This window comes from Gluconobacter sphaericus (assembly GCF_016757795.1).
GTDB classification, from domain to species: Bacteria; Pseudomonadota; Alphaproteobacteria; order Acetobacterales; family Acetobacteraceae; genus Gluconobacter; species Gluconobacter sphaericus.
In genome coordinates this window covers 905811-932040 of the sequence record NZ_CP068419.1, presented here as the reverse complement: position 1 = coordinate 932040, position 26230 = coordinate 905811, and the positions used below count along the sequence as shown (strand labels likewise).

General features: G+C 60.7%; 23 protein-coding genes and 3 tRNA genes. 13 read left to right on the top strand and 13 right to left on the bottom strand.

Annotation, left to right across the window (positions count from 1 at the left end; translation table 11 throughout):
* Window positions 1-55: 55 nt before the first annotated feature.
* From IGS75_RS04465 to IGS75_RS04455, 3 genes are all read left to right on the top strand, one after another.
* Window positions 56-886, top strand: coding sequence for a GNAT family N-acetyltransferase (locus IGS75_RS04465; RefSeq protein WP_011252341.1), 831 nt, complete (start codon window positions 56-58; stop codon window positions 884-886).
* A 74-nt stretch (window positions 887-960) separates the two neighbouring features.
* Window positions 961-2484 carry an apolipoprotein N-acyltransferase gene (gene lnt, locus IGS75_RS04460; protein ID WP_202257751.1) on the top strand — a complete coding sequence of 508 codons (1524 nt, stop codon included), beginning with the start codon at window positions 961-963 and terminating at the stop codon, window positions 2482-2484.
* Between the two features lie 38 nt (window positions 2485-2522).
* A complete protein-coding gene (locus IGS75_RS04455) occupies window positions 2523-3125 on the top strand; it encodes a helix-turn-helix domain-containing protein (RefSeq protein ID WP_408876488.1) in 603 nt (200 codons plus the stop codon).
* Window positions 3126-3128: 3 nt separating this feature from the next.
* Here the strand turns inward: IGS75_RS04455 and IGS75_RS04450 are convergent, their stop codons facing one another.
* Entirely contained in the window at window positions 3129-3791 is a 663-nt protein-coding gene (locus tag IGS75_RS04450) for a protein-tyrosine phosphatase family protein (RefSeq protein ID WP_202258186.1), read from the bottom strand.
* 178 nt (window positions 3792-3969) lie between these two features.
* Here IGS75_RS04450 and IGS75_RS04445 point away from each other — a divergent pair, with 178 nt between their 5' ends.
* Window positions 3970-4284, top strand: a complete 315-nt coding sequence (locus tag IGS75_RS04445; protein WP_237468980.1) for a hypothetical protein — start codon at window positions 3970-3972, stop codon at window positions 4282-4284.
* Window positions 4285-4384: 100 nt separating this feature from the next.
* Window positions 4385-5947 carry a globin-coupled sensor protein gene (locus IGS75_RS04440; RefSeq protein WP_202257750.1) on the top strand — a complete coding sequence of 521 codons (1563 nt, stop codon included), beginning with the start codon at window positions 4385-4387 and terminating at the stop codon, window positions 5945-5947.
* Between the two features lie 15 nt (window positions 5948-5962).
* Here IGS75_RS04440 and IGS75_RS04435 read toward each other — a convergent pair whose 3' ends face one another.
* Genes IGS75_RS04435 through IGS75_RS04425 form a run of 3 tightly spaced genes read right to left on the bottom strand, consistent with a single transcriptional unit; the run spans window position 5963 to window position 7777 of the window.
* Window positions 5963-6142: a Trm112 family protein gene (locus tag IGS75_RS04435; protein WP_011252335.1), complete on the bottom strand. Its 180-nt coding sequence runs from the start codon at window positions 6140-6142 to the stop codon at window positions 5963-5965.
* A gap of 2 nt (window positions 6143-6144) precedes the next feature.
* Window positions 6145-6819 (bottom strand): LON peptidase substrate-binding domain-containing protein, encoded by a 675-nt coding sequence (locus IGS75_RS04430; protein ID WP_141350444.1) that lies wholly within the window; start codon window positions 6817-6819, stop codon window positions 6145-6147.
* Between the two features lie 4 nt (window positions 6820-6823).
* Window positions 6824-7777, bottom strand: a complete 954-nt coding sequence (locus tag IGS75_RS04425) for a thioredoxin family protein (protein WP_202257749.1) — start codon at window positions 7775-7777, stop codon at window positions 6824-6826.
* 185 nt (window positions 7778-7962) lie between these two features.
* Here IGS75_RS04425 and IGS75_RS04420 point away from each other — a divergent pair.
* The 3 genes from IGS75_RS04420 to IGS75_RS04410 all read left to right on the top strand — a co-directional run bounded on the left by IGS75_RS04420 (window position 7963) and on the right by IGS75_RS04410 (window position 9805).
* Window positions 7963-8037 (top strand) — tRNA-Gly (locus IGS75_RS04420).
* Window positions 8038-8185: 148 nt separating this feature from the next.
* Window positions 8186-8260: transfer RNA gene (locus IGS75_RS04415), tRNA-Gly, on the top strand.
* Window positions 8261-8428: 168 nt separating this feature from the next.
* Complete coding sequence (locus IGS75_RS04410; protein WP_202257748.1) at window positions 8429-9805, top strand: FAD/NAD(P)-binding protein; 1377 nt, start codon at window positions 8429-8431, stop codon at window positions 9803-9805.
* Window positions 9806-9809: 4 nt separating this feature from the next.
* Here IGS75_RS04410 and IGS75_RS04405 read toward each other — a convergent pair whose 3' ends face one another.
* The 4 genes from IGS75_RS04405 to IGS75_RS04390 form a co-directional block, all read right to left on the bottom strand.
* Window positions 9810-11414: a carbohydrate porin gene (locus IGS75_RS04405; protein ID WP_141350451.1), complete on the bottom strand. Its 1605-nt coding sequence runs from the start codon at window positions 11412-11414 to the stop codon at window positions 9810-9812.
* 218 nt (window positions 11415-11632) lie between these two features.
* Window positions 11633-12154, bottom strand: a complete 522-nt coding sequence (ppa, locus tag IGS75_RS04400; protein WP_141350453.1) for an inorganic diphosphatase — start codon at window positions 12152-12154, stop codon at window positions 11633-11635.
* Window positions 12155-12327: 173 nt separating this feature from the next.
* Complete coding sequence (gene adhS / locus IGS75_RS04395) at window positions 12328-12729, bottom strand: alcohol dehydrogenase subunit III (RefSeq protein WP_062030014.1); 402 nt, start codon at window positions 12727-12729, stop codon at window positions 12328-12330.
* A gap of 179 nt (window positions 12730-12908) precedes the next feature.
* The gene (locus IGS75_RS04390; protein ID WP_202257747.1) at window positions 12909-15077 is read right to left on the bottom strand and encodes an FUSC family protein; all 2169 of its coding nucleotides are present in this window, start codon (window positions 15075-15077) and stop codon (window positions 12909-12911) included.
* 218 nt (window positions 15078-15295) lie between these two features.
* Here IGS75_RS04390 and IGS75_RS04385 point away from each other — a divergent pair.
* The 3 genes from IGS75_RS04385 to IGS75_RS04375 all read left to right on the top strand — a co-directional run bounded on the left by IGS75_RS04385 (window position 15296) and on the right by IGS75_RS04375 (window position 17698).
* Window positions 15296-15369, top strand: a tRNA-Ile gene (locus IGS75_RS04385).
* Window positions 15370-15445: 76 nt separating this feature from the next.
* The gene (ettA, locus tag IGS75_RS04380) at window positions 15446-17125 is read left to right on the top strand and encodes an energy-dependent translational throttle protein EttA (protein WP_146862353.1); all 1680 of its coding nucleotides are present in this window, start codon (window positions 15446-15448) and stop codon (window positions 17123-17125) included.
* 75 nt (window positions 17126-17200) lie between these two features.
* Entirely contained in the window at window positions 17201-17698 is a 498-nt protein-coding gene (locus tag IGS75_RS04375; RefSeq protein ID WP_202257746.1) for a GNAT family N-acetyltransferase, read from the top strand.
* Between the two features lie 12 nt (window positions 17699-17710).
* Here the strand turns inward: IGS75_RS04375 and IGS75_RS04370 are convergent, their stop codons facing one another.
* The 3 genes from IGS75_RS04370 to IGS75_RS04360 all read right to left on the bottom strand — a co-directional run bounded on the left by IGS75_RS04370 (window position 17711) and on the right by IGS75_RS04360 (window position 20820).
* Window positions 17711-19291: a hypothetical protein gene (locus IGS75_RS04370; protein ID WP_202257745.1), complete on the bottom strand. Its 1581-nt coding sequence runs from the start codon at window positions 19289-19291 to the stop codon at window positions 17711-17713.
* Between the two features lie 106 nt (window positions 19292-19397).
* A complete protein-coding gene (locus IGS75_RS04365) occupies window positions 19398-19991 on the bottom strand; it encodes an MlaC/ttg2D family ABC transporter substrate-binding protein (protein ID WP_202257744.1) in 594 nt (197 codons plus the stop codon).
* 10 nt (window positions 19992-20001) lie between these two features.
* Window positions 20002-20820 carry an MlaA family lipoprotein gene (locus tag IGS75_RS04360; protein WP_141350652.1) on the bottom strand — a complete coding sequence of 273 codons (819 nt, stop codon included), beginning with the start codon at window positions 20818-20820 and terminating at the stop codon, window positions 20002-20004.
* A gap of 316 nt (window positions 20821-21136) precedes the next feature.
* Between IGS75_RS04360 and IGS75_RS04355 the strand changes: the two genes are divergently transcribed.
* Complete coding sequence (locus IGS75_RS04355; RefSeq protein WP_202257743.1) at window positions 21137-22297, top strand: aldose epimerase family protein; 1161 nt, start codon at window positions 21137-21139, stop codon at window positions 22295-22297.
* Window positions 22298-22355: 58 nt separating this feature from the next.
* On the opposite strand, the gene cysE is transcribed toward IGS75_RS04355, so the two are convergent.
* Both cysE and IGS75_RS04345 read right to left on the bottom strand, forming a co-directional pair.
* Window positions 22356-23135 carry a serine O-acetyltransferase gene (gene cysE, locus IGS75_RS04350; RefSeq protein WP_141350473.1) on the bottom strand — a complete coding sequence of 260 codons (780 nt, stop codon included), beginning with the start codon at window positions 23133-23135 and terminating at the stop codon, window positions 22356-22358.
* Complete coding sequence (locus tag IGS75_RS04345) at window positions 23132-24349, bottom strand: UbiH/UbiF/VisC/COQ6 family ubiquinone biosynthesis hydroxylase (protein WP_202257742.1); 1218 nt, start codon at window positions 24347-24349, stop codon at window positions 23132-23134. Before IGS75_RS04345 ends, cysE begins: the two co-directional genes overlap by 4 nt.
* Before the next feature lie 503 nt (window positions 24350-24852).
* Between IGS75_RS04345 and IGS75_RS04340 the strand changes: the two genes are divergently transcribed.
* A complete protein-coding gene (locus tag IGS75_RS04340) occupies window positions 24853-26088 on the top strand; it encodes a mechanosensitive ion channel family protein (protein WP_237468979.1) in 1236 nt (411 codons plus the stop codon).
* Window positions 26089-26230 lie beyond the last annotated feature (142 nt).

Sequence of the window (26230 nt, the reverse complement as noted above, 5' to 3'; positions counted from 1 at the left end):
TGCATCGGCTCCGGCACCCCATACGCTGGCCAGCAGCGAGGAAACGCTGCGCCAGATGGAGACGCTCTCCACGCTTTCCCTGAACCGCGAAGGCGGCTTTCAGGAACTGCGGGGCGGCACGCTGGGTGTGCGCATCGCCGAGACGGCTGAGGAACGCGATGCCGCTCAAGCTTTGCGCTATCGTGTTTTCTTCGAGGAACTCGGCGCCCGTCCTGACGAACGTGCCTTCCGCACCAAACGTGACGTGGACGAATTCGATGAGGCCGCCGATCACCTTCTGGTCATCGACCACGCCAAAGGCCCGGGCGCTGCTGGCGTCGTCGGTACCTACCGTCTGTTGCGCTCTGACGCTGCCGAGAAGGTTGGGCGTTTTTACACGTCTTCCGAATATGACATTTCGACCTTGACGGAATTTCCCGGTCGACTGCTTGAAGTCGGGCGCTCCTGTGTCGCGAAGGAATATCGCGGCCGGTCTGCGATGCAGCTCCTGTGGCGCGGTATTGCCTCCTACATCTTCCTGCACCGGATCGACGTGCTGTTTGGCTGCGGCAGTCTTCCGGGCACGAACCCGGACGCTCTGGCCGACCAGCTCACCTACATGCATCATAACCACCTGGCTCCGCCGGCACTGCGCATCCGCGCGCTTCCGGACCGTTATGTGGAAATGCAGCGGACTGACCCGCACGTGCTGGATTACCGCGCCTGCCTCAACAAACTGCCACCGTTGATCAAGGGTTATCTGCGGCTGGGTGGCTATGTCGGTGACGGCGCGGTTGTGGACGAGCAGTTCAACACGACGGATGTCGCTGTTCTGGTGAAGAGCGAACTTCTGGCGGATAAATATTACCGACATTACGAACGTCGCCTGCGCGACGCTCTCGACTGAGCTTTCCCGCAGCCGGACCTTCACAGTCCGGCTGTTTTCTGTTTCAGCCTTTTCGTCAGCCGGACGGTTCCTTCATGATTTCGACGCTCCCTGTCCGTGGCTGGCGCCTGGCCGGACTGATGTTGCTCGCCGGTGGGTTGGCAGCGCTGTCCCTGCCGCCGGTGCACGCCCTGTTCCTGCTGCCTGTGGGACTGATGATCCTCTATCGCGTCTCCGAAGACGCGCGCTCATGGAAACAGGCGGCCTGGTGCGGCTTCCTGTTCGGCATGGGCTTTCACACAGTCGGGCTCTACTGGCTGACCAACGCCATTCTTACCCGTGTTCATGAATTCTGGTGGGTTGTCCCCTTCGCGTCCCCCGGCGTGGCACTACTGATCGCCCCCTTCATCTGCGTCCCGGCGATCCTGTGTCGCGTAGTACGTCCCGGCTGGCGGCGGGTGCTGATGTTCGCAGGAAGCTGGACCGTCATGGACATGGGGCGCGTCTTCATGTTCTCGGGCTTTCCGTGGAACCCGCTGGGCAGTGATCTGGAACTCCCGGGTTTCGTCGGAGACGTCATGATCCAGCCGGCTTCGGTTCTGGGCGTAGACGGCCTGTCGCTTGCATTAGTGCTCGGCTCTCTCGCTCTGTTCCGTGGCAGACGCGCGGCTGTGGGCGTGCTGGCTGTGTCCGTGTTGTGGATCGCCGCAGGAGCATGGTGCCTGTCGTCCGCCACGCCGCTGAACATTATCAATCCCCGCGCGGTTCTGGTGCAGGGCAACGTGCCTGAAGCTGAAGTCATCAGCCACGCGGACGCGGTCGGTAATTTCCGCCGCTATCTGAGCCTGACCGCGCAGGGCGCACAAAAAGCCTTCGCGGAGGGTGGTCGTTCGCCTGTGGTGATCTGGCCGGAATCTGGCTTCCCTGGCCTTCTGGATGAGGATACGCTGGCCCGGAAAATGATCGCTCGCGCCGCCGATGGCGCCCCGGCGCTGATCGGTTCGGACCGTGAATCCGGCAAGGACTGGTTCAACAGCCTGATTGCCGTTGCTCCTGATGGAAGCATTGCGGCGATCTACGATAAGAGCCGTCTCGTCCCGTTCGGAGAATACCAGCCCTGGATCCTGCCTTTCAACGTCCTGCCGGGCGTCCTGACACCGGGGTCGGGCCTGAAGACCTGGGATCTTCCGGGCATAGGGCGCGTAGGCCCGATGGTCTGTTACGAAATCATTTTCTCGGGCTCTGTCACGGCCCGGAATGAGCGCCCGAACTGGCTCGTCACGATCTCGAATGACGCCTGGTACGGCAATAGTGCCGGCCCCCGCCAGCATCTCGCCACGGGACGGATGCGGGCCGTGGAAGAAGGGCTTCCGGTTGTCTTCGCCAACAATACCGGTATTTCCGCCATCTATGACGCCACCGGACATGAGACGGCCCGTCTGGGCTGGGGCCGGGCCGACGTGCTGGTTAGTGATATCCCGTCACCGCTCTCCCCGACCTTATTTTCCCGTTTCGGCCGCGCCACCCCGCTTGCGCTGTCAATTCTGTGCATGATTCTGGCGCTTATCCCCACAGAACGTAAGAAGCGTGACTGGGACATGGGGGTGTATAAAGGTTAACATTGACAATCCAGGGTTGTCTTATTAACCATTTGCGTGTGTCAGAAAAAGAATCCTCCCCGGATCGCACCCGCCCTGAATCCCGCAGTTCCGCTGCTGCCGGACCGGTGGATGTCCATGTCGGCAACCGCATCCGGTTGCGTCGCACACTCATGGGGCTGTCGCAGGAAAAACTCGGCGAGGCTCTGGGGCTGACCTTCCAGCAAATCCAGAAATACGAGCGCGGGGCCAACCGCGTGGGCGCTAGCCGCCTCTACGATCTGGCGCAGGTTCTGGATGTGCCGATCGGCTTCTTTTTTGATGATATGCAGGAGGTGCGCCCGTCCGCACCGTCCAGCGCATCACGGCCGTTTTCCGGTTCCGCTCCAACATTCAATCCGGCTTTCGGCCAGACGCCTGCTGTGCAGTCCCCCGTCACGGGGTTCGCTGAGACGCAGTCGGCATTCGGGGCCCCACCGCCTCGTCCGGCTGCACCGCCGCCGCGTCTGTTCGATCTTCCAGTGGACGAGGCCGCCCTGTTCGGCCGCCGCGAGACGGTCGATCTGGTACGCTCCTATTACCGCATCCCGGACCCTGCGGTCCGCAAGCGGATGCTGGACCTGATCCGCTCTCTCGGCCCGGCAGACGTCAAGCCGGATTGAGGCCTATTCCCGACGCAGAATGCTGTCGTTTACGAAGGATGCCAGCTTCCCGGCCTTGAAATCGGCCCGTAGACGGTCCTCGTCATACTCGTCCCGAACCCAGTCCAGAAACGACAGGCGCCCTTCCGCTTCTTTCTGATAGCGGAGGAAGAACGCGTCCAGAATGCCCGTGCGCGAGCGGTTGAAATGCCCGAACCGCCAGTGCAACTGCCCCAGTGCGTCCTGAGCCGTGCCGCCTTCAAACATCAGCACCAGACCTGACGCCAGGCCTGCCCGGTCCGCACCGGACTTGCAATGCATGAGCATGGGGAAGGTGAGCGTCTGGTACATGTCGTAAAAGCGCAGGATACGGTCCCGGTGCGGTGCCCCCCGGCTCTCGAAAGCCATGTCCAGATGCGTCAGTCCCAGTTTCGCGCTGGCGCCCCGGGACAGCGCATCCGAGCCGCATTTGCGATGCCCGCGCAGGTTTACGAGCGTCTTCAGATGCAGCCTTCGCGTCAGGCTGCGCAGGCGTGCGGGCGTGGGATGATTACAGCGCCAGACTTTGCCCGGCACGACAGGGGCGAGGTTGGTCCAGCCCAGCCGGAAGATGGAATGGTCCACGAACAGACTGTCCCACCAGGCGCGGCGCCGCGCGGCGGGAGACGTGATCCGGCCTTCGAACATGGTGAATGCATCCTTGCTGGACATGCCGCTCGGCAGCGACGGGCGGCGGGGAAGAACGCGCTGTGTCCCATCCCGCAAAGGGATGCGTCAACCGCCGAAAAGTGCTATGTTGCGTCTTATGCGCTTCGTTTCCCCTTTCTTCATGCTCTCGTTTCTCGCCACGGCGGGATGTGGGTCCATGTTCAGCGGGCCCGCGCCAGACATGGCCGCCCTCCCGCCGCCAGGCGCCGCCCCTGGCCATTATTCCCATAACTCCCACCGCAGCACCCATCACCGTCATGCCAGCGGCACGTCCTATGCCGATGATGCTCCGGTCATGCCGATGCCACCGGGTGCAGAAAGTCCGCCCTCGGCCTCGCATGATACGGCCAGCAGCGCGTCTCCGGGGAGTGTGTCCTTCGGCGGCGGTCAGGGCAACAGCGTCAATATCGCTCCCCAGCCCGCAACCCCCGATACCGAAGTCTCCTACGGACAGAACAACGCGTCCAACTGATCCCGGGATCGTCGGCCCTTCTTCATGATTGCGTAACTCTTGGTGTGTTACGGGCATTGCTCTGAACACGCGCCAAATCGACGCTCTGGAGACTCCGACTATGACTGAGCAGGTCAAGGCAGACATTGCCGAGCGGCTGCTGTTTCTTGGCATCGGCGCAGCTGAGAAAGCTCATCTGGCCAGAATCCGCCCTCAGGCGCTGGGGGTGCTCGGGCCTGCGCTGGACCGCTTCTATGGTCGGATTCACAAGACTCCGGCCCTGAACCGCTTTTTTGCCAACGAGCAGCATCGCATCGGTGCACGCAACCAGCAGGAAAAGCACTGGAAGCAGATTCTTCAAGGTGACTTCGGTGCCGATTATGTCGAGAGCACCCGCGCCATCGGCAACACCCATGCCCGGATCGGCCTCAAGCCGCAGTGGTATGTCGGCGGTTATGCCCTGCTGATTGAAGGTATGGTGACGGACCTGCTCCGCCAGTACTGGCCGCAACCGCGCCGCAGCCTGCTCGATCGCCTTTTGCGACGTCCGGCCCGGGGAACCTCCGCCGAGGAGGCCGCAGCGCAGATTGGCCTGCTGATCCGCTGCGGTCTTCTGGACATGGAACTCGGGCTGGAAACCTACACGCAAAATCTGGATGTCCGTGAGCGTTCACGCGCCGAAAGCGAGCGGATCCAGAGCCTTGCCGCCCTGTCGGACGCGCTGGCGGACGCGCTCGATCGCATGGCCGGAGGCGATCTGGTCCAGCAGATCGACCCGGCGCTGGAAAACGGCTCGACCCGCATGAGCGGTGCTTTCCATCGGGCCTGCGAAGGGCTGGGACGTATTGTCCATGCCGTCCGTGAAACTTCCGGAGCGGTGGAGCAGCGCGCGCGCGAAATCAGTGGCTCCACCGAGAACATCACCTGCCGCATCGCCGAACAGGTCGACGCCCTGGCGGCTGTGGCCCGCAATATTACGGAACTGACGTCTTCGGTGAAAGAAGTCGCCGACGAAGCCCGTCAGGCCGATACGACCGTAGCCGACTGCTGTCAGGAAACCGAGCAGGGCCGCGATATCGTCGCCAAAACCGTCGAGGCCATGGCCAAGATTTCATCGTCTTCCAACCGCATCGTCCAGATCATCGGCGTGATCGACGAGATCGCGTTCCAGACCAATCTTCTAGCCCTCAACGCCGGCGTCGAAGCTGCCCATGCCGGGGACGCGGGGCGTGGTTTTGCAGTTGTCGCACAGGAAATCCGGGCTCTGGCCCAGCGTTCCGCCACGGCCGCCAAGGAAATCAAATCCCTGATCGCCAGTAGCATGGAAGATGTGCAGCGCGGCGTGCAGATGGTCGACGAAACCGGAACGGCCCTGGGCAATATCAGCACGTCCGTCGAGCGTCTGGGAACGGCGGTGGGGCAGATCGCTTCGGGGGCTGAGGATCAGGCCCGGCGCATTATGGACATCAACGCCAGCACGACGCAGCTCGAGGGGGTGACCAAAAGCAACGCCGCGATCGTCCATCAGACCAGCGGCGCCAGTCAGAAACTGGTCGGTGATGCCGGCGAATTGACGCGCGTCGTACGGAACTTCAAGGTCCGCAAAAGCCCCTCCCGCCCGTCACAGCGCACGCTGGAGGGCCGGAAAACACCTTCTCCGGCCAGTACCGCAGAAAACGCCTGATTCCGCGAACAGGGATCAGGCGTCGATCTGGCGTGCCTCTTCGGGCAGCATGATGGGAATGCCGTCCCGGATCGGGAAAGCCAGCTTCGCCCGGGGGCTGATGAGCTCCTGGGTCTCGCGGTCATAGGTCAGCGGCCCCTTGGTAACCGGGCAGACCAGAAGGGATAGGAGGCGGGGATCGAGTTCAGTCGTCATAACTATTCCATGCCCCTCTCAAGAAGATCCAGCAAGAGCCCGGCGCGTTCATCCAACGTCATGGCTTCCAGAAGAGACTGTTTTTCCACCGGAGTGAACGGCACGAGCATCGGCAGGACAACCAGCAGCGTTTCATCGTCCATATCTTCGATCAGCGGCCAGCTTGCCTGTAGGTCGCGGGATTCCAGATAGGTTTTAAGGCCGTTCAACAGCAGATCGCGGTTGATTGGCAGGGGATCTTCCTCGACGAGGTCTGCCGCGAAGGGGGTGGCGTCTATGATGCCTTCGCGCCATCCCTGATCTGTCGATGTCTCGCGGATCAGGCGAAACCGGGAAATGCCGAGCAGGGTTACGGAGAATGTGCCATCGACATGTTCGGTAAATTCCGTGATGCGGCCCAGTGTTCCGGTCCGGTAGAGCAGAGGGTGTTCGTCCGTGTCCGGGTCCATGAGGGGCTGGATCACGCCGATCATCCGCCGCCCGGCCAGCGCATCCTCAAGCAGGGCCACATAAGGAGGCTCAAAGACCAGCAGTGGCAGGTGCCCGCCCGGCAGCAGCAGCGCGCCCGAAAGCGGGAACAGGCCGACACGTGGCGGAATGTCGGCGAGCGTCAGTTCCGTCAGGGGGGGCGCACGGCGGGGACGTTCGGCGGATGGAAGGTCGGGCGTTTCGGTCATCGGCTCACGAAAACAGAAGGGAAGAGAGTTTGCGTCGTGCCGCCAGCGTATCAGGATCCGTATGCCCCCACGCTTCGAAAAAGCGCAGAAGTTCTGTTTTTGCGGCGCCGTCGTTCCAGTTACGATCCTTGCGGAGGATATCGAGCAGGGTATTGGCGGCTTCCGCACGCTCGCCTGCGCCGTTGAGGGCGGCGGCCAGTCTGAGGCGCAGGTCGAAATCGTTCGGTGAGGCAGCGCTCTGCCGGCTAAGCGTTTCAAGTTCTGAGGCGGCCTTGGCGCCCTCGGTGTGGAGGGCCAGCGCAGCGCGGGCACCGGTGACCTCGGAATGCCTGTCCAGCTTTGCAGGCACCTGCGCGGAAGCGTCCTGGGCGGCTTCGGGTTCGTTCAGGGCAATGAGCGCCCGGATCATGCCGCCCCAGGCTTCAGGGTTTTCAGGCTCGGATTCCAGAAGCTGCGAGAACAGAGCGGCGGCCTGATCCGCGTGTCCGTCTGCCAACGCCTGACGGGCTGCTGCCAGGATTTCCGTTGCTGGCATGACGTCACCGGCCAGTTTCAGAAGGGATTCCACGAAACGGCGGACTTCGCTTTCCGGCTGGGCACCCTGGAAAAGATCCAGCACCTGACCTTTCCAGAAAGCCACGACAAGCGGAATGGACTGGAGCGGTAGACCCAGTTGGCCGAGCTGTGCGGCGAGGGCCTGATTGGCTTCCACATCGACCTTGACGAGTCTGACGCGCCCTCCAGCCGCCTGGACGACCTTTTCGAGTACAGGGGTGAGCTGTTTGCAAGGACCGCACCAGGGAGCCCAGAAATCGACCAGAACCGGGATTTCCCGGCTGGCTTCCACGACATCTGTCATGAAATTCGTCTGATCGGCGTCAATGATGGTAGCGGCTGCGCCTGCCGGTGCTTTGCTGGAAGACTGACCAATCAGGTGTTCGTCGAATGTGCTGCTCATGGGGGCGGAAACCGTTCGCTGGAAAGACAAGTTCCCTGAAAGATCGGATGTGCGTCTCCGGTGTGCAAGTCCCGGGTGCTGTCCTGTGACTTGGGGTGTTGTGTCTGAAAAAGAATATTGCTTCTGAATCGAAAAATTCCTCTTGCGCTGTGATATTGATTCGGTCATAAGCCCCTCCACGGAGTGCGGGCGTAGCTCAGGGGTAGAGCACAACCTTGCCAAGGTTGGGGTCGTGGGTTCGAATCCCATCGCCCGCTCCATCGAAAAAGGCACCTTCGGGTGCCTTTTTTCGTTTCAGATTTCCCCTCCTGGCCGATATCAGTTTTCATGTCTGAGCACTGTTGGCGGAAGGTGCATGTTGCCTCTTGCACGATGTTCGGGATTCGGCCATAAGCCCCTCCACGGAGTGCGGGCGTAGCTCAGGGGTAGAGCACAACCTTGCCAAGGTTGGGGTCGTGGGTTCGAATCCCATCGCCCGCTCCAGAAGGTTTCCAGAATATTGAAAATTACGGACTATTGCCTTCTGGGGCAGGTTTTCTGATGTTCTGTTGAGCGGTTTTCGAGAACGTCTGTTACGAAACGTCCTGCTCAGTTTCCGTTGTTTTAGTCATGCTCCGCTTTGCAGACGATTCAGTGGAGAAAAACGGCAGCATGTCCCCTTCAGACCGCCCTCTCATTGTTATCATAGGAGGCGGGGCCAGCGGAACGCTGCTGGCCTGGAACCTACGCAGGATGCATGTTCAGGCGCGGATCATCGTGATCGATCCTGCGGAACGCCCTGCGGTCGGGCTGGCCTATTCCACGCTGTCTCCCTGCCATTTTCTCAATGTTCCAGCGGGCGGCATGAGTGCTGATCCCGATGATCCGGAGCATTTCCTGCGCTGGCTCCGTGTGCATCACGATGCGGAAGTCACGCCCGGCCAGTTCATGCCGAGGGCTGTGTTCGGGCAGTATCTGTCCAGTCTCTGGGCGGAGGGGTGTCCTGAGTGGCGGCAGATCAGCGTGCTGTCCTGCCATCGCGTCGCGGGGCGGCTGGAACTGGCGCTCGGTGATGGAGAGAGGCTTCAGGCAGATCAGGTTGTGCTCGCGACCGGCAATTTCGGCCCCGCGCCTGTTGCCAAGGTAGACCCGGACTTGGTTTTGAGGAGGCAGTATCATCCCTCGGGCTGGGACAACGGATTCTATGACCGGATCGCGCCTGATGCGGCTGTTGTTCTGATCGGAACGGGGCTGACCTCCCTCGACGTGCTGATGCGCCTGCGCGAAAACGGTCATCGGGGGCGGGTTGTGGCCCTGTCCCGTCATGGCTGGTGTCCCGAGCGTCATGCGTCTTCTGCCCCCGCAAAAACGGACATCATTCCTGCCGGAACACCTGCGACGGCGCGGGCATATTTCCGGGCGTTCCGGGCGAGTCTGGCCAAAGGGAGTGGCTGGCGCAGTGCGGTCGATGCGCTGCGTCCGCGGATCAATCCGCTGTGGCAGGCTCTGGATCTGGCGGAAAAACAGCGCTTCCGGCGGCATCTTCAGCGACGCTGGGACATCGTGCGGCATCGTGTCGCGCCGGAGGTGGCGGATTTCATGATGGCGGAACTGGAAAACGGCACGCTGGACTGTCGGCGCGGGCAGGTAACCCATCTGGGTGCGGAGGCCGGGCAGGTGCTGGTCCGGGCACGTGACAGGGTGGGCCTGTTCACGCTGTCCGCCGATCATGTTGTGAATTGTACGGGACCAAGCCGGGCTTACCGGCAGATGGCAGACACTCTTCCCCATGAGCTTCTGGAAGCCGGAATGGTGCGGGAGACCGCTCTGGGTGGATTGCACTGTCGCGACGATGGCGCGCTGACAGATGCGGCCGGGCGCTGTTCTGGAGATTTGTTCGCGCTTGGGCCGATGCGCTGGGGAACATTGTTCGAGACGACGGCCATTCCGGAAATTCGCAGGCAGGCAGCAGATCTGGCCGCTTTGCTGACAGAACGGTGTGGGCGGAACGTACAGGAAGCATCGTGGGAAACGATGCTTCCTGGATAGGGGATCAGAAGAACTGGACGTGGCTTTTGAAGCCGAGCATTGCTGCGTCCTTGAGGGCCTTCTGGGCGCCTGGGTGGAAATAGTACTGGAAGTCGGGCGCGAAGGTGATGCCGCGCATGACATGAATGCGGTAGGTTGCTTCGAACACTTCACCAAAGGTCTGTGGCGTCAGAGAGCTGGCCATGAGGGGTAGTCCGGACATGGCCTGCAGACGCTCCGTTGCTGTCGCGTATTTGGAGACGCGCACATAGGAGAAGTTGATGCCGATCGTATCCAGCGGACGGGCTGCCCAGAATCCGCTGTCGATAAGGCCGGCGGAATATTGCTGCGCTCTGAGCTGCGTGCGGGGGCTGTTGGCATACATGCCGCCCAGCAGAATCAGACCCGCATCCGCATTGCCTTTGACGTGATGGCGCAGGATCATCTGATCCGCGAGTACCCAGGCCGACCATGAGTAGTTCAGGGTGCGGGCTGACTTTCCGGTCAGGACATACGGCTGCCCGTTTACATCGTAATAGTTGTCCTTATGCGGTGCATTGTCGATCGTATAGCCAACCTTGTAATGGCCGGGCAGCTTGTCTTTGCCGAACAGGGGCTCCCAGCCAGCTTCGACCGGAATGGCCTCGCCGTGGATGTCCGCACCGTTAAATTTGAAGCCCGTACGATACTGCGTGTTGGCGTAAATGCCGGCCTGGGAAAAATAGACGCCCGTCTGGATGTAGGTGCTGGTGGTGGGGCGTGTCCGCACTCGGAACGCCCAGCTTGCATCCGGATAGGATGAATGGGTGATATTGTCGGAAGATGCTTTGGGGTTTCCGCAGAACGCGTTGTTCTGGAAAGTGCAGTACAGCGGGCTGGCGGAGAAATCGTTCAGGAATGGAATACGGCCGCCCGCAAGGTCCACACGGCCCTTGGCGATCGTCTCTTCCGCGTAGGCGTAGACGAGATGGACGACCACGTTGCCGCCTGCACCGTAAATTTCGGAGCTCGGGTTGAGGTTGTCACCGAACATACGGCTACCAGGGATGCCGTACCGGCCCACGACGAGCGCATGGGTCGAGAAGCCGCGTACATTGGCAAGCTTTTCCCAGTCGATATCGTTTTCAAGGCTGTACTGGCCGGCATTGCTGCTGCCCTGACGCAGGCCATAGCCCTTGGTGGGGCTGGTGATGGCGCCCGAAAACTCGTTGGTCGTATCCATCATGATGGCCACGCCCCGGTCCCGCAACCAGGTGTTCCAGCCGAATGGATCGACGAGAATGGCTTCGGGATGCGGCAGGGGCGGGACCCATTCATTGCCGAAATAGATCTGGTTCAACGGCGTGCTGACGCGCTCGCTGGGCAGTTCGGAGTTTTCGGAGGGCCAGACGACTGGTGTCTCGGGTTGCAAGGGCGCCGTGACCTGGATCTGGGTCACTTTTGCATTGGGGGTGTAGCTCTGGACGGTTAATGGCGCTGAGCTGGAAGCAAACGTGGTTCTGGAGACGGGAGATGTCTGTGCGGTGCCATCCTGAGCTGTGGTGCTTGTGGCTCCAAGGCTCTGGGCGATTGCGCAGGAGGGAAGAAATGTGGCCAGGCAGAAAACTGCGTGGATATGGACTCGAGACAAGCCGCTGATTCCTTGGAAAGCAGATTAGCAACGGCAATATAACACATATTTAGCGATAAAGTTTATGAAATAGTGTTACTTAAGTCGTAAATAATCACAAAACGATGTTATGTCAGGTGAGAAAAAACCCTGTCTCCCGAGGAGAGACAGGGTTTTTGCAAAAGTATCGGGCGGGCTCGTGCACGGAGCTGATACGCCCGGCTTGAGCCTGATCGGTCTTATTTGGCGGCGGCGAGCGCTTCCATGATGACCTTGCCGGCTTCTGTCTTGTCAGCCCAGCCCGTGACCTTGACCCACTTGTTGGGCTCCAGATCCTTGTAGCGCTCGAAGAAATGCGTGATCGCCTTCTTCGTGATTTCAGGCAGGTCGTCCACTGAATGCACGTTGGAGAACTGCGGATGCACCTTGTCGTGCGGGACGCAGATGATCTTCTCGTCCTGGCCGCTTTCGTCTTCCATCTTCAGCATGCCGATCGGACGGGCGCGGATCACGGAGCCCGGAACAACGGCTGCTGGCGTCAGGACAAGGGCGTCGGCCGGATCGCCATCGGCTGCCAGCGTGCCCGGAATGAAGCCGTAGGCAGCCGGATAGGCCATCGGCGTGAAGAGGAAACGGTCAACGATGAGGGCGCCGCTGTCCTTGTCCACTTCGTACTTCACCTGCGATCCCTGCGGGATTTCGATGACGACGTTGATGTCGTTGGGCAGGTCCTTGCCGGGCGAGATTTTGGAAATGTCCATGATGTTCATGTCCTGAACTGTTTGGAGAGGCGGGGATATTACCGGCGCCTGTGGTCCCTGCCCAGAGCGGAAAGGGGCGAAGCCCGGCCCAGCGGCGGGAAGTGTGCATAAAAAAACTCCCCGTGCCGTGGGGCAGGGGAGTTTTTGCGAAATCCGAGTCCTGCGGGCAGGGCTCAGAGCATCGGCTGTGCGGCCTTGACGGCGGCGTGGCAGGCGGCGCGGCGGTCATCTTCGTTCGTGTAGGCCACGAGGTAGAAGCGCTTGCCGTTGCTGTCGAAGTAGCCAGCGGTGCCTAGCGCGTAGTCGAAATTGCCGACCGTCTGTTCGGTGGCCTTGTACTTCTCGCTCAGCCCGTAGAGAACCGGGTTGCCTTCGTCATAGGAGACGTACTGCTGCTCGACGCAGTAGTTCATGATGCCGGCGAGATTGGCGGGCGAAACGCCCGTGAAGTCCTTGCTTGGCGTGCCCTGAACGGCTGGCGGGGGCGGGGGGGACTGTTCCTGTGCCATGGCGGCCTGGGAAGCCAGACCGAGCCCGAGGGCGAGGCCGAGGACGGGCACGATACGACGAAACATCACGGTATCCTTAGTTCTGAAACCCAGTAGGTCTTAAACCTGTCGTCCGCGGTATCCCGCGGCTGAAAACGAACAATTCCTCCGTTTCCCGGAAAAGGGAAGTGTGTTTCAGAACATTTCTTCGTGATCGGTTCGTGAGGATTGTGTCAGCCCGGATTCAGTCAGGGGGCAGCCAGCGTTCAGCCGGTCGATTCTAGTTCTTCAGAGCGGACGGAGGGGTCAAGATACGGGCTGTTTGCATCGAAGAAAACGCGGTTCGTGTCCAGCTCCGTGGCGATGACGTCCAGACTGGTCAGGGCAGCGATCAGGATGAAACGCTCGCGGGGGCGGGATTCGGTGCGTTCGCAGGTCCGCAGATTCAGGATCGCGAGTTTCGTTGCCCGCAGGGTGCGGCCGTAATGGCCGTGATAGCGGCCGCTGAAATGGCTCATGCGCCCCATAACGAGGGCGAGCGCCTTTGTGGCGTTCCGATTGAGCCGTTTATCGCGACGGATGGCCTGAAGACGCAGCAGGTTGAGCATGACGCGCATGCCTGACAGGATTCCCGTCAGATAGGCTTGTATGATTGGGGATGGCGTCGAGCCCGAATTGGTCATGAGCCGGACGAAACGGTCCACGTTGCGTGACACCACGCTATCCACCGTTTCCTGCATCCGGCCATTGGCGATGCGGTGCAGGTCCCGCAGGATGTGTCCGCGCATGGTCCAGCGCTGGTGTGCGGGATCATAAGGCAGGAAGACCCGGTACATCCAGGAGGCGTAGAGCAGGCCCAGAACGAGCGGCAGAGCCGTGTTGAAATAGACGATTTCGTCGGTCTTTGCCTGATTGGACGGCCCGATGAGGATCGGCAGGAAGAGGTTGTACGACACGGCGGGAAGGGCCAGGGGCGGGTAAGCGAAGGCTAGGCCGCCGATCATCATGGCAAGGCCTGACCACATGCCCAGCATTTCGAACGTCGTGGATTTGCCCATCAGGGCGAGATTGAGCACGCCGGCGGCCACGACCGCACAGCACGCGCCGCGCAAGAACGCCTGCGTGGCCAGCGCGGGGCGCTCCAGCGTGGAGAACAGGCTGCAGATGATGCAGACGAACATAATGAAGGTCAGGCCGCTGGGCCAGGCGGTGCAGATCCAGATCAGCCCCGCCCCGAAGACCGTGACGGACGAGCGCAGGCTGTTGGTGATGGCCTGCTGCCAGTCGCGATAGGAGAGGATCGGGGCGTGGAAATGGTCGTGCGCTTCGGGGTGCCGGCTGGCTTCGAACTGGCTCAGCGCCATGCGGAGCGCATCGATCAGTTCAACGAGGGCCTGCTGGAGCATCCCGTGGCGCAGGACGGCTTCGCGCGCGGCACCATCCGGCTGAACGGTGTTGAAATCGATTACAACCTTCTGGCGACACTGACGGCGCAGGTCTAGCAGATCCGCCAGAATGGCGTTCATGTTCTCCGTCCCTTCCAGCCGGGTGGGGAGTTTAAGAAACACATCCCGGATGGTCTCGGCTTCCTGATGGAACATGTCGTCCTGACTGAGCGGCAAGCGCATGAGGGTCGCCAGATCGAGCGCGCGCGCGAGAAGGACTGCGATATCCGCCAGTGCCGCGCGGGCATGGTCGCCGGCATGGTCGCGGCGGCCGAGCTCAACTTCCGCGAACTCTACCTGATCGCCGAGCGTCGTGATCTGGGTGAAGATACCCTGCACGTTCTGCATGGCCCCTTCTTTGCCGATCAGGATGTCTGCGATGGCGGTCAGGGCGGGTTTGAGCGTGTCCTCGAACGTGCTGGCGAGCTGTCGGCGTGTCCGTTTGGTCAGGCCGAGCTGGAATAGTCCGGAAATCGAGGCTTCGAGTACAATCCCCAGCAGAATATAGGTGGCGCGCGCCATGGCGATGGCGAAGATGTGGTGCGGGTCCGCGATTCCGTCGAGGGAGATAATCGCGTAGGTGAAGCCCGAGGCCCGCATACCGTGGATACGGTAGTTCGTCATGGACGCCGGACCGGGCATGAAGGTGCCGATCATGCAGAACGCGCCGATTCCGCCTGCCAGCAGAAGGATGAACATCAGTGGCGCCTGAGGGCAGGAGGCGACCAGAACGATTCCGCTGATGACGCCGACCACCATGCCGAATAGATGCCATTTGGCTTTCGCAAGACTGCGTCCGCGTGTGCCCTGTGCGACCATCCAGACGGTCAGCGCCGCCCATTGCGGGCTGCCGAGCTCCATCCACAGCGCGATGCCGAGCGCGAGGAGAGAGGTGAAGGTCGTTCGCAGCGCATATCCGGCCATGACCGGGTCGGGGGCGTAAAGCCATCGCAGTCGGCGAATGAGCGCGACCGGTCCGGCCTGTATCATGTCTGTGAGGTACTACTGGGTATTTTCGCGATATTTGCAGGCATCGGACATCCCTTCGGGCAATACGGACCAGTGAGGCCATCTCGCAACGGCAGCAAAGGTCGCCTGAACGGCCTTTAGGGAACGGGAAGGCGTGACACACTAACTTAAAAAGACACATTCCACCATGTCAGCCCTTGCAAAAAGACCCGAGTTGGGCGATTGCGGACTGCACCCGCGCGCCTGTAGCTCAATTGGTTAGAGCCGGCCGCTCATAACGGCTTGGTTGGGGGTTCGAGTCCCTCCGGGCGCACGGTGTGCCAACCTGATTTCTGCGGGACATCTGTTCCGCTTCTTCCCCGCCCATCCACCGATCAAGGAGACCTCCCATGGCCGCCTACCAGTACGTCTATGTCATGAAGGACCTTACGAAGGCCTATCCGGGTGGGCGCGAAGTCTTCAAGGGCATCACGCTGTCCTTCCTGCCGGGCGTCAAGATCGGTGTGCTGGGTGTGAACGGCGCGGGTAAGTCCACGCTGCTCAAGGTCATGGCAGGCATTGAGAAAGAATATGGCGGTGAGGCCTGGGCCGCTGAGGGTGTCCGCATCGGCTATCTCGAACAGGAGCCCAAGCTCGACGAGAGCATGACGGTCGGTGAGAACGTCGCGCAGGGTTTCGGTGAACTGAAAAAGGCCGTGGACCGCTTCAACGAGATTTCGATGAAGTTTGCCGAGCCGATGTCGGACGATGAAATGACCGCGCTGCTCGCCGAGCAGGCCGATCTTCAGGAAAAGATCGACGCCGGTGATGGCTGGGAACTGGATCGTAAACTGGAAATCGCGCTCGATGCGCTTCGTTGCCCGCCGGCTGACAGCCCGGTCACGAAGCTTTCGGGTGGTGAACGCCGCCGCGTGGCACTGTGCCGCCTGCTGCTCGAAAAGCCCGATATCCTGCTGCTTGACGAACCGACCAACCATCTCGACGCCGAGAGCGTGAGCTGGCTCGAAAAAACGCTGCGGGACTATCAGGGCACCGTCATGGTCATCACCCATGACCGTTACTTCCTCGATAACGTCACCAATTGGATTCTCGAGCTCGAGCGTGGTCGTGGCTATCCGTTCGAAGGCAACTACTCCTCCTGGCTCGTTCAGAAGCGCAAGCGTCTGGCGCAGGAAGAGAAGGAAGAAAGCTCCCGCCAGCGCGCTCTTGCCGCCGAGCAGGAGTGGATTTCCAGCTCGCCCAAGGCCCGTCAGGCCAAGAGCAAGGCGCGTATCACGAAGTATGAGGAAATGCTGGCGGCAAATGCCGAAAAGGCAGGCGGCACGGCAGATATTGTGATTACGCCCGGCCCGCGTCTGGGTGGCACGGTCATTGAGGCGGAAAATCTCAGCAAGGGCTTTGGCGATCGTCTGTTGATCGACAATCTCAGCTTCAAGCTGCCGCCGGGCGGCATCGTGGGCGTGATCGGGCCGAACGGTGCGGGTAAGTCCACGCTGTTCAAAATGATCACGGGCGATGATGCGCCGGATGGCGGTTCGCTCAAGATCGGCGAGACGGTGAAGCTGGGTTATGTGGACCAGTCCCGCAACACGCTCGATGACAACAAGACCGTCTGGGAAGAAATTTCCGGCGGTACGGACGTCATCCAGCTTGGCAAGCGCACGGTGCCGTCCCGCGCTTATGTGGGCGCGTTCAACTTCAAGGGCGCGGACCAGCAGAAGCGTGTGGGTATCCTGTCGGGTGGTGAGCGCAACCGCGTGCATCTGGCGAAGATGCTCAAGCAGGACAGCAACGTCATCCTGCTCGACGAACCGACCAATGATCTTGACGTCGATACGCTGCGTGCTCTCGAAGACGCTCTGGCAGAATTTGCCGGTTGCGCCGTGATCATCACCCATGACCGCTGGTTCCTCGACCGTCTGGCCACGCATATCCTGGCGTTTGAGGGTGACAGCCATGTCGAATGGTTCGAGGGCAACTTCCAGGATTACGAAGCTGACAAGCGCCGTCGTCTGGGCCCGGACGCCACCGAACCCGGCCGCATCAAGTACCGCCCGCTGGCCCGCTGATCCGGCGTTTTCCGTTCAGCGGACGGGGTAATCCTGTCTGTTGAAGGTTTCTGCTGATGGTCTGGGGAGAGCTGCGTGCTGGGGCGTGAAATCCGAACCGCCCGGCTTGTTCTGACTCCGGTCAACTGGCCGGACCTCGAAGATATGGTGGCGCTTAAGGGCGATGCCGGTGCCTTCGCCAAGATGCTCGGTGGTGTTCGTAACCGGACCGCGACCGAAGAGGAAATGGCGGAGGACGTCAGTTTTTGGGCCAGGCGCGGCGTGGGGATTTTTGCCATCCGCGAAAATGGCCGCTTCGTTGGCATCACGGGCGTTCATGAACGCCCTGACGGGCGCGGTCTCGGGCTGCGTTTCGCCCTCTTTCCCTGGGCTGCCGGGCGTGGCATCGCCCGCGAAGCTGCTGCGGTCGCTCTGCGCTATGTGCTCGACTGTGGTGAGAAACGGATCGTAGCCGTTGCGCGGGAAGACAATCTCGCGTCCCGCACGGTTCTGGGCAGTCTCGGCTTGCACCATACCCAGACCTTCGATCGTAACGGCGACACCATGCTTCTGTACGAAATCGCAGTGGACTGATGTGCGGGGGCCCTATCGAGGGCGCAGTACGTGTAGGGACGGAAAGCCCTCGACCGGCATGTACAGGCTGTTCAGTCTTTCCCTGACACATGCGAAAAATGGCCGGACAGTAAGCGACGTAGGATCGCTCTCTGGTGTGTAGACGATCAGGGGCGGCGGGTCTTTCAGCAGTCTCTGGCACAGATCATGCGGATAGCCCGGGATGGAATGTTGGGCATAAACCCAGTCCCAGGGCAGATACTCGTAATAGCCATAAGGCGGCCGCCGGTCGGCCATCCAATAGAACTCGGGCATGTAGGGAAGCATCAGGATGGGCTGTCCCGGCGGAACGAGGGCTCGGACTTTCTTGCTTAGGGCGTCATTGAGTGGCTGGTAGAGCGTATAGGGTGGTCTGTGGGTGGTGTCCCGGTAGGTCCAGCCGAAGGGGGTGTTGGTGGCCAGATGGCTGCTGCCCCAGAGCGCCATGACTGTCAGTATGGCGCAGGGCAAAGCCTTGCCGGCCGTCTTGCCCGGTTTTCCTTGCTGCTCAAAAAATGTCATGAGCGCCAGTCCTGCCAGCGCAAACGCCACGATCAGGGTCTGCCCGTCTTTGAAGCCCACGGCGGCACGGGCGTTGAGAAGGATAATGCCTGCGAACCCGATCAGGATGGCGATTCTGTTCCGCTTCGGTCGCCGATAGAGCAGCAGAGGAAGCGAGCCGACGAGCAGGATATGGGCGAGAGTGGGGTAAAACGCCTCACCCTGAAAAGAGGGCAGAAGCGAGAGCAGGAAGGTACCTGGCCCGAAATGGATGAACGGAGCGTAGGCGATCTGATTGAAGAGGATATGGAAGACTACGAAACTTCCGAGGTCTGCATATCTCAGGAACCATAGAGCAAGCAGTAACACGCCAACGAGGACGCCTCCCGCGAAGGCCCTGATGGCACGGTAGTTCTTCTGCCCAGCCAGAAGCCAGATGGCTGATGCTACGATCAGGAGCGCCCCAGGTCCATAGGCATAGGCGCATGCAAGAATCAGGATCAGGCACAATCCCGCAAGTGCTGAAGGCAGGGCAGATGGGGTTTTGTCGAGCCAGGCCGGGACTACGAACAGGGCTAGCAATCCCACGGTCAGAAATCCGGCCACAGCGTAGAAACTGACCATGTAGAACGCGTCCATCAGCCAGTAGGACGCAAGTCCTCCCACGAAGATCAGGCTGGCGAGAAGGCGCTGTCGGCGTCCGGGAAGGGCGGATGTGGTGTAGAGGGATGCGGCGGACATGAGTGCCAGAAGCGGCAGGAACAGCCGTGCGCCTTGTGGGAAATGCCAGCCAAATAGGGCGCCGTAGAGCTGGGACAGCATGAAGATGAGCGGTCCGTGTGTGTCCACATAGGACACATAGAGCTTGCCGCCCTCGTTCAGCATCCTGCCGCCCAGAAGATGTTCGCCCTCGTCGCAGAACGAGAGGAACCAGAGGCCTTTCCAGCATGTCCAACCGAAGAATGTCAGGCAGGCGAGGGTGAAGACCGCCAGAAGTCCGCCCTGACGCCCAAGGTCAGGAAAACCCTTGCTCCGTGCTGTCTGTCCGGCTTTTGGCAATGTCGGGCTTGTCATCCGGTCTTGTCTCACGGCGCTGGATAGCAGAACGGACGGCTCTCCGCTGGAAAGCCGTCCGTTTCAGGAACTCATAACCGCAGAAGCGGTAGTTTGTAGCAGTATCTTACTGGTGGTGGTTTAGCTGGCGCTCAAGGGCAGCGTTCAGCGCATCGACGTCGCCGTTATGGCGGGCCAGATAAGAGCTGTAATCGCTGCGCTGGTTCATGCGCAGGCTGGCACCTTCGCCATACATGTCCACGACCTTGGGTGGGTTGCCGCCGATGATGAGCTGCATGTTGACCTCCGGTTGGCCCGGACGGTCGATCAGCGCATTGACGCGCTCGCCATCCGGGGTCGTCGTCGTCGTCGTGACGCGGAAACTCACGCCCTTGTAGTTGCCGATCTGGTCCGTGATGGTGTTGACCAGCACCTGATCGAACAGGGAGATGTACTTGTCACGCTGGGCCGGTGTTGCGGTACGCCAGTACTTGCCGAGGCAGTAGCGGCCAATCCCGGTAATATCGACGTTCTCCTTGAGCAGTGGGAGAACCTCTTTCTTCTTTTCGTCCAGCGACTTGCCCGAGTTGACCACAGCAGCCAGACGGCTCCCGAAGGAGTTCACGAAATCTGTCGCTGTACTGGCGTGAGCTGCCCCTGTTGCAACGGCGAGGGAGACGACGGCCCCAAGAGCAGCGCGGCGCGAAAATACGTTGAACATGTCGTTCTCCTCAGTTGTACCAGTCAGGGGTTGTTGCGCGATCGTCGCTCTTGATGGTGTCGATCTGGCTCTGACGGTTCTGCTGCCAAGCACTCCGGATATAGGAGTACGGGTCCAGGCTGTCCTGTTCGAGATGGTCGATCTGGTCGATGGAGCTGGCATAGCCTTCCATGGTCCCGGCCACGTTGTAAGCCCAGTTGAAGGTTAGCAGATCATAGCCGCGAGGCACATAGTTGATCGGCGTCAGGCCCTGGCTGATGCCGTAGCCGATGCCGTCACGGATGTTGGTCGGGCCAATAAAAGGCACGAACAGGTACGGGCCGCCCGCCACGCCCCAGGTCCCCAGCGTCAGGCCGGGATCGGTTTCGTGCTGCTTGTACCCGACGAGGCCGGCAACATCGAAAAAGCCAGCCACGCCAGCACTCATATTGATGGCGAAGCGCATGAAAGCATCTCCGGCACGACGCGGCTTGCCTGCGCCCACATCCGAGAAAAACACGGCAGGCTCGCGCCAGGTTTCATTTACGTTTGCAATGGAATGACGCACGGGTTTGGGAACCGCCCAGATCCAGGCCTTGCCTACCGGGCGCAGGACCTTGTGATAGGCCCACATCTGGAGGTTGTACATCTTGCGGTTCATGGGTTCGTAAGGATCGTTGGCGGCCTTGTAGTCCGCCAGGTCGTCCGGATCCTTCGGCGGTGGGTTACGCAGCGAGCCACAGGCTCCGAGAGTCAGCAGGGCGAGGGCCCCTGCGAGAGCCCTGCTGCGGCGTGACACACGGCGTGAGCGCGTCTCCCGGATTTCGTTTTCGTCCTGCCGAAAGTCCATAACCATCCCCAAAATGCCCTTCCCAGCCCTGTGCTCACGAAGAAGTCACAGGGAAACGGAAATTTTCATAATCCGTTCCCTGCAGGACTCCATGAACCCCGATGGGCCACACGCCATCCGTCGCAGAAAACTGCGGAGGGGCGTAGTCATAACGTATCCTCCGATAGCGTGCATCCCTGTATGTCTGCAAATGCTGGTCGTTTGAAGAGGGCATCTGCTTTAACGATCCAGATACTCTTCCGTCACTTTCGAGGCTTTGACCCCTCAAGGTTTTTGGGATCACTGTGGCCCCAACTCAACACCCGGGAGGTTTTCAATGTCCAGATTCTTCGGCTCCAGAAGTGCGCTTTTTGCGACTGTCGCGGTTCTCTCCGTGGGGGCTGGTGTGGCACAGGCGCATCCTACCGTGGTCAGTCAGCCCTGGGGCAGCACGCCGGATGGCAAGCCCGTGCGGATCGTGACCCTGAAGAACGACCTCGGCACGACGGCCCGTATCATCACCTATGGCGGCATCATCCAGTCCGTCGAGACGCCGGACCGTGAAGGGCATGTCCAGGACGTGGTTCTCGGCTTTGACAACCTGAAGGGTTACACGGTCGACAGCGCGAAGGACGGCCTGTTTTTCGGCGCCATCATCGGCCGCTACGCCAACCGTCTCGCAGGCGGTAATTTTCCCGTTGAAGGCAAGATTTATCACACTGACGTGACGGCACCGCCGAACGCTCTGCATGGCGGCAAGAAGGGCTTCGATAAGAACGTCTGGACGATCGAAAAGACCGGCACCAATGCCAACAGTGCGTATCTGACGCTCAAGCTGGTCAGCCCGAACGGCGATCAGGGCTTCCCTGGCAAGCTGACGACACATGTGACCTATACGCTGGGCACCGACAATGCCCTGTCGTTGCATTATGTCGCCACGACCGATGCGCCGACGGTTCTGAACCTGACGAACCACAGTTACTGGAACCTGAATGGCGAGGGTTCGGGCTCCATCGAGCCGGAAATCCTGCAGATCAACGCCGAGGGCTTCACGCCGACCGATGCCACGTCCATCCCGACTGGCCAGATCGCGCCTGTTGCCGGGACGCCGCTTGATTTCAGCAAGCCGACCGTCATCGGGGACCGTCTGCGCAGCAACGACCAGCAGATGATGTATGCGCGTGGCTATGACATGAACTGGGTCGTCAATGGTGCTTACGGTCAGGCACCGCGTCTGGCGGGCAAGGTCTACGATCCGCGTTCGGGCCGCAGCATGGAAATCCTGACGAACCAGCCGGGGCTTCAGGTCTACACGTCCAACTCGCTGGATGGCGGTTATGCCGGGGTATCCGGTCATGCCTATCGTCAGGGTGATGCGATTGCGTTCGAGGCCGAGCATTATCCTGACAGCCCGAACCACCCGTCTTTCCCAACGACTGAACTCAAGCCGGGCCAGACGTTCGATTACACGACGATTTTCAAGTTCTCGAACAAGTAAGAGACATCAGGGGCCGGGGCGCAGGCTCCGGGCCCTGATTTTTCTTTAAGCCCGGCTTTCAGGCTGGCCGGGGTGTAGTGCCCACGATCCGCGCCGGGTTGCCGACTGCTGTAGAATAGGCCGGGATGTCTTCCAGCACGACTGAGGCCGCGCCGATCCGGGCATATTCCCCGATGACGAGGCGTCCGAGGATTCTGGCGCCCGCGCCGATCATGGCACCGCGGCGCACGATGGGGTGACGGTTGCCGCTCAGTTTGCCCGTACCGCCCAGCGTGACATCCTGAAATAGCGAGACGTCATCTTCGACGATACAGGTCTCGCCGATAACAATCCCCGTTCCGTGGTCGATGCTCAGCCGGCGCCCGAGACGGGCCGCAGGGTGAATGTCGATGGCGAAAAGCTCGTTGATCCGGCTCTGGAAATGATGGGCCAGATGCTGGCGGCCCTTCGTCCAGAGATGATGCGAGATCCGGTAAGCCTGAAGCGCCTGCCATCCCTTGAAGAACAGGAAGGGCGTGACGAGGTCGGGGCATGCCGGGTCGCGGTCATAGGTCGCGAGAATATCTGCTGCCGCGGCTTCGGCGATATCGGGATCGGCGCTCAGGATCGAGGCGACGAGCCGGGTGATGCTCGTCGCTGGAATGGAGCGGTCCGCAAGTTTCGTGCCCAGCAGGGAGGCCAGCGCGGACGCAAAATCCGGATGGTCTCCGATATTGGTGGAAAACACATCCTGGATCAGCGGATCATGGCAACTGCAGGCCTGGGACTGCATGTCCTGCCAGAAGGCCGTGAGGTCCGATGTTCTTTCGGGGGGCGTTTCGGTAGCGGCTCGCGTCATACGCCCATGGCCTTTCTGACGAAGGCCCGGCGGAGGGCGGGAAAGCGCTGGACGCCCGCGATGCCCATATCGCGCAGACGGCGCAGGACGGGATTGTCGTTCCCGAACAGTCGCTCAAGCGCGTCCGTTGCGGCGAGCATGGCCATGTTGCCGGGGCGGGTGTTGCGCTGATAGCGGACCAGAAGCTCGCGGCTTCCCATGTCCTTGCGATTGCGATGCGCCTCGATCAGCAGCTCCGCGAGTGAGATCACGTCCCGGAAGCCGATGTTCAGGCCTTGCCCTGCAATCGGATGAATGCCGTGCGCTGCATCGCCAGCCAGAGCGAGGCGCGGGCCGATATAGCTGTGGGCATATTGGGCCGAGAGTGGATAGATCCAACGACGACCGGTCGGGGTGATCTCGCCCAGATCTTCGTCCGCCATGCGGGCCTTGATTTCACGGGCGAAAATCTCGTCCGGCAAGTCATGGAAGCGCTGGGCGCGGCCTTCGCCCTCGGCCCAGACGATGGCGGAGCGGTGTGGGTGTTCGGCTGTGCCGGGCATGGGCAGCCGCGCAAACGGGCCTTCCGGCAGAAAATGTTCGAGCGCCACGCCATGATGCGGCTTTTCATGCGCGATGGTCGCAACGATGCCGTATTCATTATAGGGAATTTTCGTCAAGCCGATCCGCGCCTGACGGCGGAGCGGGGATCGACGGCCTTCCGCTGCTACGGCAAGTTTCGCCGTTACGGTGTTGCCGGAGGCCAGACGGATGGAGACATGATCCGGATGGAACGTGAAGTTTCCCAGATCCGGCGCCAGCACATCAAGGCTGTCATACTGCTGCAATGTCCGGTTGATAGCCAGCCGAAGGTCCCGTGCCTCGACCATCCAGCCAAAGCTCTGGCCTTCGGGCGCATCTTCCGGGCCGAAATGCAGCGTTAGCGGGGAAGGGGCCTCGTGAGGGCGTCCGTCCGCCACGAGGATTTCATGGATCGGCTGGGCCACATTGGGCAGATTGTCCCAGATGCCCGCCTCCGCGAGCATCCGGCGGGAGCCTTCCGCGATGGCATAGGCCCGACCATCCAGAGCCGGATCTTCCATGCCGGGCAGGGCATTGCGGTCGATGAGCAGGACGCGAACGCCCTCTGCCGCCAGACGACACGCCAGCGTAGCGCCTACAGGGCCGGCGCCGTTGATGCAGAGGTCGTAATGGGTTTTTTTCATCGTACTCATCTCCCTGCCCCTGTCCTACTCCTGCGGCGGTTTGAGCGGAAGGGGGCGTGCGCGTGACAGACGTGCCTGCGGCCCGATGAAATGTCTGCGCCAGCGTGCCAGTGACAGTATCGGTGTGAACTGTGTTGAATAATCCGGATGTGCCGCAGATATACCGTTAAAGAAATGCGACTTTCGAACTGTATTTTTGAAGTCGATTCCCGAAAATTCGGGATGCATAATCAGAAAATTAGATGCGGAATGCGGCTTTGGTGTTCCTGTTTCCTGTTCGGGGCGGCATGGTAGGACCGTAATCCTGAATGAATGTCTGGCGGCGTCGGAGAAATCAGGGAACATTTCGTTTCAGACGGTGTTCTGTTCTCCATCGCTATGAGCGCCAGACGACAATGGCAGCGGAAGACGGCCCTGCGCCTTTTCCGTACCAGACCGGCTTTCCGGCTCCATGGAGCCGTCCGGAGCCGCATCGGTTAGACTATGCAGGGGATAAGGGAACCGCACAGCGTATGATTGAACATTCCTACGTCAATTCCATGAGCCGGGTCGGGAATCTTCTGAGCTGGCTTCCCGCTCCGCTGGGTTCGATCCTGCTGCTGCTTCTGGCGGCGGGCATTGCGCTGCTGTTCAGTCGGGTCATTACGGACGCCCTGCCGCGCCTGCCGGGTCTGCGCCGCATTCAGTTCATTCACGCCATCATTGCACGCCTGCGGACGATCATCCGCAATTTCCTGATCATTATTGCCGTCAGTGCCGCCCTTCAGGCCACGACGGGCTTTACCGATGCGACGACCGCCTTTTTGGAGCAGGCTTTTCTGTGTCTGTTCATCCTTAATCTCGGTTTCGGCATCATCAGGACGTTTCGCCTGCTGACGGACCAGTATCTTAACCGTATCACAGCCAAAGAGCACACGGACGATATCACCGCGCGCTCGCACCAGACGCAGATCCGCGTTCTGCGTCGCCTGACCGAGATTTCATTCGGTGTGCTGACGGTCGCATCCTCGCTGATGGTGTTCCATTCGGTGCAGAAATTTGGCGTCTCGCTGTTTGCGTCTGCCGGTGCGGCCTCCCTGATCGTTGGTCTGTCAGCCCGTCCGGCTTTGACGAATTTGCTCGCGGGCATCCAGATTGCCGTGACCCAGCCCATCCGCATGGAAGACATGCTGATCCTGAATGGGGACTGGGCCTGGGTTGAGGAAATCAACGCGACCTATGTTGTCCTGCGCACCTGGGACCGGCGTCGCTATATCGTGCCGATCTCTTACTTCCTTGAAAATCCGTTCCAGAACTGGACGCACAGTTCGCCGTCTCTGATCTGTTCGCTGTTTCTGTGGCTGGACTATCAGACGCCGGTCGAGCGTCTGCGGGAGATCTATTTCGAGGAACTCGCCAAGTGCCCGGACTGGGATCTGGACAAGACCTCCATTGGTTGCCAGATCGCGGATACCAATGCCCAGGTCATTTCCATCCGGTTGATCGCGGGGGCTGCCGATGCGAACGGGATGTGGAATCTGGGCTGCGACATCCGTGAACGTATGCTGCGGCGTTTGCGGACTGAGATGCCGGAATGTCTGCCGCGTGGTCGGACCGCCATTGTCTCCGGGACGCCGGACCAGAATCCGTGGCCGGACAACCTGGTCTCGCCGACGGTCAATCGCCCGCAGGATGGTCCATATCGCGGCCCGGATATGCCTGCGACCCCACCTGCTGTCCCTCCCGGTGGGATGCCCGGACGTCCCTGAGACGAAGCGTTTGGGCAACAGCATCCGGGGTTCAGGAAAATTTCGGCGAAAACGACATGGGCGGTCTGCCAATATCATTATGAGACTGGCATGATCTGGGGCATACTCTGATACAGATTGCCAGACCGCAACGAGGATATGC

What these genes read in the sequence shown, in the direction of transcription:
- IGS75_RS04450 (WP_202258186.1), bottom strand. Translation starts at nt 3,791, where the DNA reads ATGTTCGAAGGCCGGATCACGTCTCCCGCCGCGCGGCGCCGCGCCTGG.
- ppa (WP_141350453.1), bottom strand. Translation starts at nt 12,154, where the DNA reads ATGGACATTTCCAAAATCTCGCCCGGCAAGGACCTGCCCAACGACATC.
- IGS75_RS04445 (WP_237468980.1), top strand. Translation starts at nt 3,970, where the DNA reads ATGTTCAGCGGGCCCGCGCCAGACATGGCCGCCCTCCCGCCGCCAGGC.
- IGS75_RS04425 (WP_202257749.1), bottom strand. Translation starts at nt 7,777, where the DNA reads ATGAGCAGCACATTCGACGAACACCTGATTGGTCAGTCTTCCAGCAAA.
- IGS75_RS04345 (WP_202257742.1), bottom strand. Translation starts at nt 24,349, where the DNA reads ATGAGTACGATGAAAAAAACCCATTACGACCTCTGCATCAACGGCGCC.
- IGS75_RS04430 (WP_141350444.1), bottom strand. Translation starts at nt 6,819, where the DNA reads ATGACCGAAACGCCCGACCTTCCATCCGCCGAACGTCCCCGCCGTGCG.
- IGS75_RS04440 (WP_202257750.1), top strand. Translation starts at nt 4,385, where the DNA reads ATGACTGAGCAGGTCAAGGCAGACATTGCCGAGCGGCTGCTGTTTCTT.
- IGS75_RS04390 (WP_202257747.1), bottom strand. Translation starts at nt 15,077, where the DNA reads ATGATACAGGCCGGACCGGTCGCGCTCATTCGCCGACTGCGATGGCTT.
- ettA (WP_146862353.1), top strand. Translation starts at nt 15,446, where the DNA reads ATGGCCGCCTACCAGTACGTCTATGTCATGAAGGACCTTACGAAGGCC.
- cysE (WP_141350473.1), bottom strand. Translation starts at nt 23,135, where the DNA reads ATGACGCGAGCCGCTACCGAAACGCCCCCCGAAAGAACATCGGACCTC.
- lnt (WP_202257751.1), top strand. Translation starts at nt 961, where the DNA reads ATGATTTCGACGCTCCCTGTCCGTGGCTGGCGCCTGGCCGGACTGATG.
- adhS (WP_062030014.1), bottom strand. Translation starts at nt 12,729, where the DNA reads ATGTTTCGTCGTATCGTGCCCGTCCTCGGCCTCGCCCTCGGGCTCGGT.
- IGS75_RS04360 (WP_141350652.1), bottom strand. Translation starts at nt 20,820, where the DNA reads ATGGACTTTCGGCAGGACGAAAACGAAATCCGGGAGACGCGCTCACGC.
- IGS75_RS04465 (WP_011252341.1), top strand. Translation starts at nt 56, where the DNA reads ATGGAGACGCTCTCCACGCTTTCCCTGAACCGCGAAGGCGGCTTTCAG.
- IGS75_RS04355 (WP_202257743.1), top strand. Translation starts at nt 21,137, where the DNA reads ATGTCCAGATTCTTCGGCTCCAGAAGTGCGCTTTTTGCGACTGTCGCG.
- IGS75_RS04410 (WP_202257748.1), top strand. Translation starts at nt 8,429, where the DNA reads ATGTCCCCTTCAGACCGCCCTCTCATTGTTATCATAGGAGGCGGGGCC.
- IGS75_RS04340 (WP_237468979.1), top strand. Translation starts at nt 24,853, where the DNA reads ATGATTGAACATTCCTACGTCAATTCCATGAGCCGGGTCGGGAATCTT.
- IGS75_RS04370 (WP_202257745.1), bottom strand. Translation starts at nt 19,291, where the DNA reads ATGACAAGCCCGACATTGCCAAAAGCCGGACAGACAGCACGGAGCAAG.
- IGS75_RS04365 (WP_202257744.1), bottom strand. Translation starts at nt 19,991, where the DNA reads ATGTTCAACGTATTTTCGCGCCGCGCTGCTCTTGGGGCCGTCGTCTCC.
- IGS75_RS04435 (WP_011252335.1), bottom strand. Translation starts at nt 6,142, where the DNA reads ATGACGACTGAACTCGATCCCCGCCTCCTATCCCTTCTGGTCTGCCCG.